Genomic DNA, 12,889 nt, shown 5'->3' with positions numbered 1-12,889 from the left:
GCCGGGACGGGCCTGGCGTTGGACGTGTCCGGTCTACCGCCGCTTCTCGGGGCGCGTGGGGCGGCGGACTCCGCGGGAGATGCCCTCCTGCGCCACGGGGACGTGCACGGGCAGGCGCTTGCGCAGGACGAGCAGTCCGATGAGCGCGGCCAGCAGGAGCCACCCGGTCCAGCCGAGCAGCCCCGTGGTCGCGTTGTTCACCGGGTGGCCTGCGGCGCTGAACAGCACCCCCATGCCGGCCGCGGCGTTGACGAAACCGTGCCCGATGGCCGCGGGCCACACGCTGCCCGAGGCGAGCCGCAGCCATCCGAGCAGCGTGCCGACCAGCACGCAGAAGCACATCATCATGATGATCGCCGCCACCGCGGGCACCGCCGGGTAGTTGTACCCCAGGAGGAGCACCGGTGTGTGCCACAGCCCCCACAGCACGCCGCTGACGAGGAACGCGCCCGGCTGACCGAGCGGCAGCAGCTCCGGCAGCAGGTAGCCGCGCCAGCCGAGCTCCTCGCCGAGCGCGGGCACCACGTTCAACCAGCCCACGAGCACGATCTGGGCGAGCTGCACCAGCGCCAGCGTCCGCGGCGCGGAGCCCGGGGTCTCCTCGCCGAGCACCGCGCCCTGCTGCTGCGCCAAGCCGGACAGCCCGAACCAGTCGGCCTGGTAGACGCCGAGCGCCCACCCCAGCACCAGGGCGAGCAGCATCACCAGGGGCGGGGCGAGCCAGGCGAGCAGCCCGTAGCGCCACCACTTCCGGACCCCGCCGCTGCTGGTGAGCCCGGTGCGGCGCAGCAGCGGCCCTCCGCCGGGGCTGATCCACTTGGCCACCACCAGCGCGGCCGCCGCGGGGGTGAGCATCATCAGCGGCAGCAGCACGACCGAACCGGCCCAGGACAGGCCCTGGCCGCTCAACCACAGCGGGAGGGTGATCAGCCAGGCCGGGACGTAGGCGAGCAGGACGAACGCGACCGTCCCGCGGACGTCGACGCGTTGCTGTGCGGTGCGCATGGCGCCCATTCTGCCAACGCCTCCCGGTGCCGGGACGTCTTCGCGGTCCGCGCGGCCCGCGTTCAGCGGTAGCGCAGCGGGTTTTCGCGCCCGCAGGGCTGAGGGGTGTTGCCAGCGGGGCGGTGCGGCGTCCAGGATGTGCTGATCACCGCCGTCGAGGGTGGGCGAACGGGGGCGGACGTGGTCGAGGACGAGCAGTTCCACCGGGTGCTGCGGCGCGCGGACGTGCTGGCGATCGGCGTCGGGTCGATGATCGGTTTCGGTTGGGTGGTGCTGGCCGGGGAGTTCATCACAGAAGCCGGATCGCTCGGTTCCGCGCTGGCGTTCGTGCTCGGCGGGATCGTCGTCGGGCTCGTGGGGCTGACGTACGCGGAGCTGGTCGCCGCGATGCCCCGGGCGGGTGGTGAGCACCACTACGCGTTGCGGGCGCTCGGCGCGCGGTGGGCGTTCGTCGCCTCCTGGGCGGTGATCCTCGGCTACGTCTCGGTCGTCGCGTTCGAGTCGGTGGCGCTGCCGGAGACCCTCGCCCACCTCCTCGACCTCCCCGACTGGACGGTGTGGACGGTTGCCGGGTCGCCGGTGCGGATCGCCTGGGTCGCGATCGGCGTGCTCGGGGCCGTCGCGGTCACCGCGGCCAACTACGTCGGCGTGCGTCCCGCCGGCCTCGTGCAGATCGTCGCCGTGGTCTTCCTGCTGTGCGTGGGCGCGCTGCTGGTGACGGGGGCGGCCGTCGGCGGTTCGCCGAGCAACGCCGAACCGTGGTTCACCGGGGCCACCGGGATCATCGGTGTCGTGGCGGCCACGCCGTTCCTGTTCCTCGGATTCGACGTGATCCCCCAGTCGGCGGAGGAAGTGCGCATGCCGCGCGCCCGGATCGGGCGCCTGCTGCTGTTCGCGGTGGCCTGCGCCACCGCCTGGTACGTGCTGGTGCAGCTCACCGTCGGATCGGGCCTGACCGCGGCGGAGTCGGCGGCCGCCGAACTGCCCACGGCGGAGGCGATGGCCGCCCTGTGGGACTCGCAGCTCATGGGCGGGGTGCTCGTCCTCGGCGGTGCGGCGGGGATCGTGACGAGCTGGAACGGCCTGCTGCTCGGGGCGAGCCGCCTGCTGTACGCCATGGCCCGCTCCGGCATGCTGCCGCGCTGGTTCGCCCGCGTGCACCCGCGGTACGGAACACCGAGCAACGCGATCCTGTTCATCGGTGCCATCAGCGTGGTCTCCCCGCTGTTCGGCGACCGGATGCTGACGTGGCTGTCGAACGCGGGCTCGGCCAACATCGTCATCGGCTACCTGCTCGTCGGCGCGGCGTTCCTCGTGCTGCACCGCAGGGAACCCGATCTGGAGCGGCCCTACCGCGTGCGGGCGCCCCGCACCACCGGCGTGCTCGCCGTCGCCGCCAGCGCGGCGCTGCTGCTCGTGTCCCTGCCCGGCATGCCGGCCGAGCTGGCCTGGCCCGCCGAGTGGATCATCGTGGCGCTGGCCTGGGGTGCGGGCCTCGTGCTGCTGCTGCGGGTGCCGCGCGTCGGACCGGGGGCGGATGCCGAGAACCGGCTGCACGAGCGCGCCGCGCGCGGCTGATCGGCCGTTCGGGGATCGTGGCAGGATAACTCCATGACCACGTTGTTCCCGGAAACCCGCCGAGCCCTGCTGCGTCGTCTGGCCGTGGAGCAGGCGAGCAACCGCGTCCCCTCGCTGACCGCGGGACTGCTCCGCGACGGCGAGGTGCTGTGGTTCGACGCGCGCGGTGAGGTCGGCGGCGCCGAACCCACGCGCGACACGCAGTACCGGACCGGGTCGATCACCAAGACGTTCACCGGCGTGATGGTGATGCGGCTGCGCGACGAAGGGCTGCTGGACCTGGCCGACCCGCTGGAGAAGTTCGTGCCCGGCACGGCGGTCGGCGACCGCAGCATCGGCGCGCTCCTGTCGCACAGCAGCGGGTTGCGCGCCGAACCCGCCGGTTCGTGGTGGGAGCGCACCGAGCGGGAAGCCGGCCCGGAGTTCCTCGAGCGGGTCGACGCCTCCGCGGTGCGCCCGACGCCGCGGCACGCGTTCCACTACTCCAACACCGGTTTCGGCGTGCTCGGCGAACTCGTCGCCCGGGTGCGCGGGTGCTCCTGGTTCGAGGCCGTGGACCGGGAGATCCTGCGCCCGTTGGAGATGCGTCGCACCACGTCCCGTCCGGAGGCTCCGCACGCGCAGGGGTTCGCGGTGCACCCGTGGGCGGACGTGGTGCTTCCCGAGCCGGAGGAGGACGCCGGTGCGATGGGCGCCGCGGGCCAGCTGTGGTCCACGTTCGACGACGTGGCGCGGTGGATGCGGTTCTTGCTCGGCGACACCGGGGAGGTGCTGCACCCGGACACGGTGGCGGAGATGCGCGTGCCCGCGGCCGTCGACGAGGGGGACGAGTGGCGCGCCGGGTACGGTCTCGGGCTGCAGCTGTCGCGTCCCGGCGGACGCCGGTTGGCCGGGCACACCGGGTCCATGCCCGGCTTCCTCGCGACGGTGTGGGTGCAGCCGGAGGAGAACCAGGGCGTGGTGTTCATGGCGAACGCCACCAGCGGCGTGCAGCCCGCGCTGTGCACCGATCTGCTATCCATTTTGGACAATCACGAGCCGCGGATCCCGGAGCCGTGGCGCCCGGACGGGGACGTCGACATGGGACTGCTCGAGCTGACCGGTGAGTGGCACTGGGGACCGAGTCCCCACGTCCTGCGGGTCCTGCCGGGCGGGATGCTCGATCTCAGCCCGATGCGCGGGGGCGGGCGCGCCTCGCGGTTCCGCCGGCTCGACACCGACAGGTGGATCGGGCTGGACGGCTACTACGCCGGCGAGACCCTCCACGTCGGACGGGACGCGGACGGCACGCCGCGCTACCTCGACCTGAGCACGTTCGTCTTCACGCGCATCCCCTACGACCCGCAGGCGCCGGTGCCGGGCGGTGTCGCCGGCTGGCGCAGCAGCTGCTGACGCCCTCCGGCAGCTCCGCCGGGCTGCGCTGCCCGAACCGCCCGCGCCGCGGTGTTTGCCCGTAGTCTCGGTGGGGAGCCCGGGCCTTCGGCCGGTTCGGGCCCGGGGCTCGACGAGAGGAGGGGCGGATGCCGACGGCATGGGTGCTGCCGGGCGGCTCCACGTTCGGGGCGATCCAGGCGGGGTCCGCGACCGCGCTGCTGCAAGCGGGGGAGCGGCCCGACCTGCTCGTGGGCACCTCGGCCGGTGCGCTCAACGCGGCGTGGCTCGCGCACGACCCGACCGAGCGCGGTGCGAAGGCGCTGCGCCGGCTGTGGACGACGATGCGCCGCGCCGACGTGTTCCCGGTGCAGCCGCTGCGGATCCTCGCTGCCCGGCTCGGCCTCGCGCACCACGTGATGAGCAGCTCCGGCCTGCTGCGCTGGCTGCACCGCAACCTGCCCTACCAGCGCATCGAGCAGACCGGGGTGCCGCTGACGATCACGGCCGCGGACCTCGAGCGGGGTACCGCGGTGTACTTCGACCGCGGGCCCGTGCTGGGGCCGCTGGTGGCCTCCTGCGCGATCCCGGGGATGTTCCCGCCCGTGCGGTTCGGCGAGCGCTGGCTGGTCGACGGCGGTGTCACGACGTTCATGCCGGTCACCAGGGCCGTCGACCTGGGGGCCGATCGCGTGTTCGTGCTCCCCTGCGGCGGGGCGGAACCGTTCCGGACCGGAAGCGGGGACAACGCGGGCGCGGTCGCGACGTGGCCGGTCCCCTCGACGCCCCCGCGGTCGGTGGCCGGGGTGAACGGCGCCTCCTTGGGGGCCGCGATGGTGGCCGGTGCGCGTTCGGAGCTGCGGTACGGCGCGGAGCGCACCGAGCTCTACGTGGCGCCCGCGCCCTCGACGGAGGGGTTGTCGCGGTACTCGTTCGACCACTCGGCGGCGCTCATCGACGCGACCTGGGAGGTCGTGCGCCACTGGTACCGCCGGGCTTCGCCGGTGCAGGCCGGGCCTGTGGACCTGACCGGTGCGCAGCCGGCCGCCGGACGCACGGACGTGCCCTCGGTCTGAGGAGCGCGGGCGTGCGCTCCGGCTCCCGGGCTGGGCACCCCCTTTGAGCGTCCCCGGCTGGGGTGCGCTAGAGTGGAGATCGTCGGCACGGAGCCGATGCGGAAGAGCCCTCGTAGCTCAGCGGATAGAGCACTGCCCTCCGGAGGCAGGTGTCGCAGGTTCGAGTCCTGCCGAGGGCGCCCAGGTCAGAGATGTGCGAAGCGCCCCGGGAGCAGTCCTTGGGCGCTTTTTCGCGCCTCATTGATCATTCCTGGGGCACATTTGGGGCACATGAGCCTCACGCGACCCCGCAACCCCATCGCGAACGTGCCGGCGCTGCGCGTGCTGCGCGGACAGGCGCGGCAGCGTGCACTACTCTCTGTGCAGACGGTCGTTCTCACCGTGGTGCGCAGGAGGCGGCGATGGACGTCAACGAGGTCGTCGTCTGGATCCTGATGATCTGCATGGTCCTCGGCGGGCTCGATCGGGCGATCGGCAACAGGTTCGGGCTCGGGGAGAAGTTCGAAGAAGGGTTCATGGCCCTGGGCCCGCTGGCGTTGGCGATGGTCGGCGTGGTGTCCCTGGCGCCCGTGCTGGCAAAGGTCCTCGAGCCCGTCGTCGTCCCGGTCTACACGTTCCTCGGAGCAGACCCCGCGATGTTCGCCACGACATTGCTCGCGAACGACATGGGCGGTTATCCGCTCGCGGTGGAACTCGCGCAGACGGAGCAGGCGGGTCTGCTGGCCGGGCTCATCCTGGGCGCCATGATGGGCCCGACGATCGTCTTCACCATCCCGGTCGCGCTGGGGATCATCGAGAGGGAGGACCGCGGCTTCCTCGCCCAGGGGTCCTCGCAGGCGTGATCACGATCCCGCTCGGCGTACTCGTCGGTGGTCTGGTCGCCGGCTTCGACCCGGCGATGGTTCTCGCCAACCTGGTGCCGATCGTCATCGCCGCCGTGCTCATCGCGCTGGGCCTGTGGTGGATCCCGGACAAGATGACCACCGGCTTCCTGTGGTTCGGCAAGTTCCTCGCCGCGCGACCCCTGACGAAGGTCGGCACGCTGCTCGGCATGAACGACAAGGCCGCCGGGGGGTGATCGCCACGCTCGCCAACAACATCCCGATGTTCCAGATCCTCAAGGAGATGGACCCGCGCGGGAAGGTCCTCAACGTGGCCTTCGCGGTGAGCGCGGCGTTCACCTTCGGTGACCACCTCGGCTTCACGGCAGGAATCGAGCGGACGATGATCTTCCCGATGATCGTCGGCAAGCTCCTCGCCGGCATCACCGCCGTTCTCGTCGTCGACCTGCTCGGCGCCGGCAACGCACTGATCACGGCGGTCCGCAGCGCCTCCGGGCCCGGTGGCCGCCGGACCTCCGGGAAGTCCTGAGTGGTGGGCAGATGCACACGCGGGAGGTGCTCAGCGTCGGTATCGACGTGGGCACGATCACCTCGGAACTGGTCCTTTCGCGCCTGACCGTGCGCAGCGGTCACCGGGCGGGCGTCGTTCCCCGCCTCGAGGTGGCCCCGGGCGCGGTCGTCCACCAGGGCGTCCCGCTCAGCACCCCGCTGAGGAGTCCGGGCGAGGTCGACGTCGAGCGCCTGCTGTCGTTCGTCGAGCGGGAGTTCCGCGCCGCCGGGGTGCTCCCCGCCGACGTCGATACCGGAGCGGTCATCATCACCGGTGAAGCCGCCAGGGCGAAGAACGCGGAGAGCATCCTCGCGGCCGTCTCGGAATTCGCCGGCGACTTCGTCGTGACGGTGGCCGGACCGAACCTCGAGGCGCAGATCGCCGGGCGCGGGTCGGGTGCTGCGGCGTTCTCCGCGAAGCACTACACGACGGCGATCAACGTCGACATCGGCGGCGGTTCGGCGAACGCCGCCGCGTTCCGCTCCGGCCAGCACCTCGCCTCGGCGGCCGTCGCGGTCGGCGGTCGTCAACTCGCGCTCGATCCCAGCTCCGGGACCGTGACGAACCTGGCGCCACCGGGGCAGGCGCTGGTCGCCGATCTCGGCCTGGAACTCGCCGCCGGCCAGCAGGCGAGCGCGCCGGCGCTGCAGGAGCTCACCGACGCCATGGCGGATCGCATCGTCGACCTCGTGCACGGCGGTGACCAGCCGCTGCCCCTGGGGATCGCCCTCACGCCGCCGCTGCCGCGGTTCACCGGTGACGTTGCGGCCGTCTTCCTGTCCGGTGGCGTCGGCCGCGCCTACTACGACGGCGACCCGGCGGGGGACGTGGCCGAGATCGCCGCCTACGGGGACGTGGGCCCGCTGCTCGCCCGGTCGCTGCGGGAGAACGCACGCCTCCGCGAGATGCCGGTGCGGGCTCCGGCCGATGCGCTCCGCGCGACCGTGCTCGGAGCGGCGAGCCAGACGGTGACCCTCTCGGGATCGACGATCTGGACTCGACGGGCCCTGCTGCCGCTGCGGAACCTGCCCGTCATCGAACCGGAGGTCGGTGATCCGATCCCGGAGCCCGCCACCCCGGCCGCCGAGCTCGGTCGCGCCGTGCGGCGTTGGGACCGGGAGGCGGAACCGAGCGCAGCCGTGGCACTGGACCTGCCCGCGGACCTGGACTTCCCCGCCCTGCAGCGGGTGGCGCACGGCGTGGCCGCCTTCGCGCGCCAGCGCCCGCGGGAGCAGGAGCCGGTGGTCCTGGTCAGCGAGCACGACTACGCCCAGGCACTGGGCCAGGCGATCAACGCCGTCCTCCCGGAGGTGCCGCTCATCGTCATCGACCAGATCGAGCTCGGGGAGGGCGATTTCATCGATATCGGACAACCGGTGCCGCACGACCGCGCCGTCCCGGTGTCGGTCAAGACGCTGGTCTTCTACGCAGGGGGCTGAAGTGCACGTTCGACGGCAGGAGGCGCTGGGATGTTGCTGAGAACGAGGTTGTTCGGCGACACGCACGAATTCGGCTCGATCAAGGAGCTGCTCGCCAAGGCCAACGAGGAGAAGTCCGGTGACCAGCAGGCGGGCATCGCCGCCCGCTCCGCCGCCGAACGTGTCGCAGCGAAGTTCGTGCTCGCCGAGGTCCCGCTGTCGGCCCTGCGGGAGAACCCCGCGGTCCCGTACGACGAGGACGAGGTCACCCGGGTCATCGATGACGCCGTCAACGAGGCGGTCTACGCCGAGATCCGGAGCTGGACGGTCGGTGAGCTGCGGGACTGGATCCTCGACAACACGACGAGCGCCGAGATGATCCGTCGGGTGAGCAACGCGCTGACGGGCGAGATGATCGCGGGCGTCACGAAGCTCATGTCGAACCTCGACCTCGTCGTGGCGGGGCGCAAGCTCCGGGTGAGCGCGCACTGCAACAACACCATCGGGCTCGAGGGCACCTTGGCCTCGCGGAACCAACCCAATCACCCGACGGACTCCGTCGACGGCATCCGGGCGACGATCTACGAGGGCCTGTCCTACGGCTCCGGTGACAGCGTCATCGGCATCAACCCGTCCGACGACTCCGTCGGCAGCGTCGCGCGGCTGCTCGAGATGACCAAGGAGGTCATCGACCACTGGGAGATCCCCACCCAGAACTGCCTGCTGGCCCACGTGACCACGCAGGTGGAGGCGATGAAGCGGGGCGCACCGGTGGGGTTGCTCTTCCAGAGCCTGGCCGGTTCGGAGAGGGCGATGGCGGCCTTCGGCGTCAGCGTCGATCTCATGGACGAGGCGCACGCGATGGTGCGGAAACACGGCTGGGCCACCGGCCCGAACTACACGTACTTCGAGACCGGGCAGGGCACGGCGCTGTCGGCGGACGCGCACAACGGGGCCGACCAGCTCGTCATGGAGGCGCGCATCTACGGCATGGCCAAGCGCTGGAACCCGTACCAGGTGAACACCGTCGTCGGTTTCATCGGGCCCGAGTACCTCTACGACGCCGTCCAGATCACCCGGGCCGGCCTCGAGGACCACTTCATGGGCAAACTCGCCGGCCTGCCCATGGGGTGCGACGTGTGCTACACCAACCACGCGCGGGCTGCGCAGAACGACCTGGAGAACCTCGCAGTTCTCCTCGCGTCGGCCGGCGGCAACTTCATCATGGGTGTGCCGATGGGCGACGACGCCATGCTCTCGTACCAGAGCACCAGTTACCACGACGCAGCGAGGCTGCGCCAAGCCCTCGGACTGCGCCCCCTCCCCGAGTTCGAACGCTGGATGGAGGAGGTCGGCCTCCTCGAGGGCGGCAAGCTCACGGACAAGGCCGGTGACGCATCGTTCTTCCTCAAGAGGTGAGAGGTCATGCTCGGCAGCGAAACCGAGAACAGCTCCCGGAGAGCTCCGGGCGAGCCCGCTCCCGACGCGGCTTCCGGCGCGTCGCCGCCCGCCCGCTCGGCCGAAGGCGAGCTCGTCATCGACCTGCCCGACCCCGCCGCGGAAGACCAGCGCCGGGTGATCGGCGTGGTGGATCCGGCGGACCCGGAGGGGTTGCGCAACCTGTGCGCTGCGACCAACGCCCGGCTCGGTACGGGGCGCGCCGGCCCGAGCCCGCGAACCGGCGCCCTGCTGCTCATGCAGGCCGACCACGGTGCTGCGCAGGACGCGATCTACGGCGAGGTCCCGGAATCCGTGAAGGACCACCTCGGCCTGTTCACCGTGCGCACCCAGGTCGCGGACCGCAGCGAGTACCTGGTGCGACCGGAGTCCGGGCGCCGGCTCACCGAGGAGGCGAAGCGCATGCTCGCCGAGCGCTGCGTGATGTCGCCCGACGTGCAGATCTGCGTCGGGGACGGGCTGTCCGCAGCGGCTATCGCGAACAACCTCGCCTACATGTACCCGGTCACCGAACAGGGGCTGAGTTCCGCCCGCCTGACCGTCGGCACACCGTTCTTCATCGAGAACTGCCGGGTCGGGGTGATGAACGACGTGAACACCGTCATCGGCGCCGAGGTGGTGCTGCTCCTCATCGGTGAGCGGCCGGGCCTCGGCATCGCCGACGCGATGAGCGCCTACGCGGGCCACCGCCCGGAGCCCGGCAAGACCGATGCGGAGCGCGACCTCGTCTGCATGGTCAGCCGGCACGGCGGCACCAACCCGCTCGAGGCGGGCGCGCACGTCGTCGAGCTCGTGCGCAAGACCCTCAGGTACCGGGCCTCCGGCGTGCGCCTCCGCGAACTGTCCGCAGTGGACGAACACGCCGCGCGGTGACTCGCGGCCGCGCGGGAACGGGTCCGTCCACCGCATCCCGCGGGAGCGCGCGGTGCCGAGGGGCGAGTGGCCCCGTCAGCCGGCCGCGGTCGTCTGCGGGCGCCCGGCGTTGTGCGCGCGGACGAGGACTTCGGGGGTCGAAGGCGCGGGAGGCTCCCCGCGCATCGGTGGTGGACTCACCGCCGCCGGGGTTCGGCGGTGGGCGCGGGAGCGGTGGCGGGGGTGCGGAACCACCGCCGGGCGGCCAGGGACACGTACACCAGCCCGACCAGCACGGGGACCTCGATGAGCGGTCCGACGACGCCTGCCAGCGCCTGGCCGCTGGTGACGCCGAAGGTGGCGATGGCCACGGCGATGGCCAGCTCGAAGTTGTTGCCCGCGGCGGTGAACGCCAGCGTCGTCGAGCGCTCGTACGACAGGCGCATCCCCTTGCCGAGGGCGAACGTGCCGGCCCACATGACCACGAAGTAGACGAGCAGCGGCAAGGCGATGCGCACCACGTCCAGCGGTTGGCCGGTGATGGCCTCGCCCTGCATGGCGAACAGCACGACGATGGTGAACAGCAGCCCGTACGGGGCGATCGGTCCGATCCGCTCCAGGAACGTCGTCTCGTACCACCGGCGCCCCTTGGCGCGCTCGCCGATGCGGCGGGACAGGTAGCCGGCCACCAGCGGGACGCCGAGGAAGATCAGCACGTTCTTGGCGATGGACCACGCGGTGACGTCGAGGTCGGCGGTCGGCAGCCCGAGCCAGCCGGGCAGCACCGAGAGGTAGAACCAGCCCAGCCCGGCGAAGGCCAGGACCTGGAACACGGAGTTCAGCGCGACCAGCACGGCGGCGGCCTCGCGGTCGCCGCAGGCCAGGTCGTTCCAGATGATGACCATGGCGATGCAGCGGGCCAGCCCGACGATGATCAGCCCGGTGCGGTACTCGGGCAGGTCGGGCAGGAACGTCCAGGCCAGCGCGAACATCACGGCCGGTCCCACCAGCCAGTTGATGACCAGCGAGGAGACCAGCAGCCGCCTGTCCGAGGTGACGGACTCCAGCCGGTCGTAGCGCACCTTGGCCAGGACCGGGTACATCATCACCAGCAGGCCGATGAAGATCGGCAGCGACACCCCGGAGATCACGTGCAGCGAGTCCAGCGCCGTGTTCAGGCCCGGGACGAACCGCCCCGCCAGCAGGCCCACCACCATGGCCGCGCCGATCCACACCGGCAGGAACCGGTCCATCAGCGGGAGTCGCTGCACCACCGAGGGGGCCTGCGGCCCCGTCGTCCCGGTCACCTCGTCACCTCGTGTCGTCCGTGCGTCGGTGCCGGCGGCGCGGGTGTCCGCCGGCCGTGCTTCGTGCGGGGGTCGTGCTCAGGCGGGCTCGTGCTCAGGCGGGGGTCGCCGTGTCGGGCGCGGGGCCGAGCACCGCGCTCAGCTGGCCCAACGTCTCCGGGCGCACCCGGTAGTAGATCCAGGTACCGCGCCGCTCGCCGGTGATGGCACCGGCTTCGCGCAGCACTTTGAGGTGGTGCGAGATCGTCGGCCCGGACAGCTCGAACGCGCCGCTCAGATCGCACACGCAGGCCTCGCCGCCGGCGTGGGCGGCGATCAGCGACAGCAACCGCAGCCGCACCGGATCCCCCAGGGCCTTGAAGACCGCCGCGAGGTCCGCGGCCTGGTCGGCCGACAGCGGCTCGCCGGTCGTGGGCGAGCAGCACCACTGCCCGGAGCTCCGTTCCGGGCCGAGACCCCGCTCCTGTTTCGACATGGCTCTATCTTGACAGGTGTCGATACGAGGAGCAAGCTTCCTCCATCCGTTGTTTCGATTATCGTCTAATCAGGAGGCGGTCATGTCCCGGATCCAACTCGCCCTGCGGGTCGGTGACCTGCAGGGGTCGATCGACTTCTACGCCAAGCTGCTCGGCGTCGAACCCGCCAAGCTGCGCCCCGGCTACGCCAACTTCGCCGTCGCGGAACCGCCGCTGAAGCTCGTCCTGCTGGAAGGCGAGGCCGGGCAGGGGGCGGTGCTGGACCACCTCGGCGTCGAGGTCGCCGACAGCGGCGCGGTGCGCTCCGCCACCCGGCGCCTGTCGGAGTTGGGCCTGTTCACCGCGGTGGAGGACGACGCCACCTGCTGCTACGCCACCCAGGACAAGGTTTGGGTCCGCGGGCCCGGTGACGAGCCCTGGGAGGTCTACACCGTCACCGACGACGCGCCCGAGCTCGCCGGCGGGGACGCCGCGGAGCAGGCCGCCTGCTGCGGCGGCTGAGGCCGCGGAGCCGAGCGGGCGCGGGGCCTCGCCGATGCCTCCGCGCCCGGTCTGGCGCGCTCGCCCGGCGGTTCATCGGTGCCGTTGCCGGAGCGCGGGTCGTTGCCGGGGTGGGTGTCGCACCCGGCGGTCGCCCGGAGCTGAGGGTTGGGCGCTCCTGGGGTCAGTGCCGGTCCTCGTGGGCGTCCAGCTCCGCTCCGGCGGCGGGGAACTCCCGTCCGCAGTGCCAGCACGAGCGCGAGACCCGGTCGACCCGCTGGCCCTCGGTCTCGCCGGGGCGGGCTCGGCGCCACCCCTCGGGGCGGGGTGTTCTCGGCGACGCCTGGCCGGCTCCGGGGTCCTGCTCGACGAGGTCGCGCACGCTGCCCATGGCTCTCCGCTCCAATCGCGATCAATCGTGTGCAAGTGCGACATATGTAATCATACATACTTATTCTGCTCTATAAGCGATTCAT

At 71.8% G+C, this 12,889-nt stretch carries 12 protein-coding genes, 1 tRNA gene and 1 pseudogene; 10 read left to right on the top strand and 4 right to left on the bottom strand.

From position 1 onward, the window contains the following. Positions 1-33 precede the first annotated feature (33 nt). A complete protein-coding gene (locus tag ACYVJE_RS09335) occupies positions 34-1,005 on the bottom strand; it encodes a CPBP family intramembrane glutamic endopeptidase (RefSeq protein ID WP_459157074.1) in 972 nt (323 codons plus the stop codon). A 138-nt stretch (positions 1,006-1,143) separates the two neighbouring features. Here ACYVJE_RS09335 and ACYVJE_RS09330 point away from each other — a divergent pair, with 138 nt between their 5' ends. The 9 genes and pseudogenes from ACYVJE_RS09330 to eutC all read left to right on the top strand — a co-directional run bounded on the left by ACYVJE_RS09330 (position 1,144) and on the right by eutC (position 10,171). Further along, the gene (locus ACYVJE_RS09330; protein ID WP_461144151.1) at positions 1,144-2,583 is read left to right on the top strand and encodes an APC family permease; all 1,440 of its coding nucleotides are present in this window, start codon (positions 1,144-1,146) and stop codon (positions 2,581-2,583) included. A gap of 33 nt (positions 2,584-2,616) precedes the next feature. Further along, positions 2,617-3,975 (top strand): serine hydrolase domain-containing protein, encoded by a 1,359-nt coding sequence (locus ACYVJE_RS09325; RefSeq protein ID WP_461144150.1) that lies wholly within the window; start codon positions 2,617-2,619, stop codon positions 3,973-3,975. Between the two features lie 128 nt (positions 3,976-4,103). Beyond that, positions 4,104-5,030 carry a patatin-like phospholipase family protein gene (locus ACYVJE_RS09320; protein WP_461144149.1) on the top strand — a complete coding sequence of 309 codons (927 nt, stop codon included), beginning with the start codon at positions 4,104-4,106 and terminating at the stop codon, positions 5,028-5,030. Positions 5,031-5,136: 106 nt separating this feature from the next. Continuing rightward, positions 5,137-5,209, top strand: a tRNA-Arg gene (locus ACYVJE_RS09315). 12 nt (positions 5,210-5,221) lie between these two features. Continuing rightward, positions 5,222-6,108, top strand: a pseudogene (locus tag ACYVJE_RS09310) (ethanolamine utilization protein EutH). After that, the gene (eutH, locus tag ACYVJE_RS09305) at positions 6,105-6,401 is read left to right on the top strand and encodes an ethanolamine utilization protein EutH (protein WP_461144148.1); all 297 of its coding nucleotides are present in this window, start codon (positions 6,105-6,107) and stop codon (positions 6,399-6,401) included. The pseudogene ACYVJE_RS09310 and the gene eutH overlap by 4 nt, the downstream one beginning before the upstream one ends. Positions 6,402-6,412: 11 nt before the next feature. Next, positions 6,413-7,861: an ethanolamine ammonia-lyase reactivating factor EutA gene (locus ACYVJE_RS09300; protein WP_461144147.1), complete on the top strand. Its 1,449-nt coding sequence runs from the start codon at positions 6,413-6,415 to the stop codon at positions 7,859-7,861. A gap of 30 nt (positions 7,862-7,891) precedes the next feature. Next, positions 7,892-9,259, top strand: a complete 1,368-nt coding sequence (locus ACYVJE_RS09295) for an ethanolamine ammonia-lyase subunit EutB (RefSeq protein ID WP_459157068.1) — start codon at positions 7,892-7,894, stop codon at positions 9,257-9,259. Between the two features lie 6 nt (positions 9,260-9,265). Further along, on the top strand, positions 9,266-10,171 hold the full coding sequence (gene eutC, locus ACYVJE_RS09290) for an ethanolamine ammonia-lyase subunit EutC (RefSeq protein ID WP_461144146.1): 906 nt from the start codon (positions 9,266-9,268) through the stop codon (positions 10,169-10,171). Positions 10,172-10,347: 176 nt separating this feature from the next. Here the strand turns inward: eutC and arsB are convergent, their stop codons facing one another. Continuing rightward, entirely contained in the window at positions 10,348-11,403 is a 1,056-nt protein-coding gene (arsB, locus tag ACYVJE_RS09285; protein WP_461144216.1) for an ACR3 family arsenite efflux transporter, read from the bottom strand. A gap of 148 nt (positions 11,404-11,551) precedes the next feature. Further along, complete coding sequence (locus ACYVJE_RS09280) at positions 11,552-11,932, bottom strand: ArsR/SmtB family transcription factor (RefSeq protein ID WP_459157066.1); 381 nt, start codon at positions 11,930-11,932, stop codon at positions 11,552-11,554. Between the two features lie 82 nt (positions 11,933-12,014). On the opposite strand from ACYVJE_RS09280, the gene ACYVJE_RS09275 reads away from it, so the two are divergent. After that, complete coding sequence (locus ACYVJE_RS09275) at positions 12,015-12,434, top strand: ArsI/CadI family heavy metal resistance metalloenzyme (protein WP_461144145.1); 420 nt, start codon at positions 12,015-12,017, stop codon at positions 12,432-12,434. A gap of 163 nt (positions 12,435-12,597) precedes the next feature. Here ACYVJE_RS09275 and ACYVJE_RS09270 read toward each other — a convergent pair whose 3' ends face one another. Beyond that, complete coding sequence (locus ACYVJE_RS09270) at positions 12,598-12,804, bottom strand: hypothetical protein (protein WP_461144144.1); 207 nt, start codon at positions 12,802-12,804, stop codon at positions 12,598-12,600. Positions 12,805-12,889 lie beyond the last annotated feature (85 nt).

The organism is Salinifilum aidingensis, assembly GCF_054782015.1.
The sequence above is the reverse complement of the archived record's forward strand: the minus strand, read 5'-3'. Positions and strand labels throughout refer to the sequence as shown.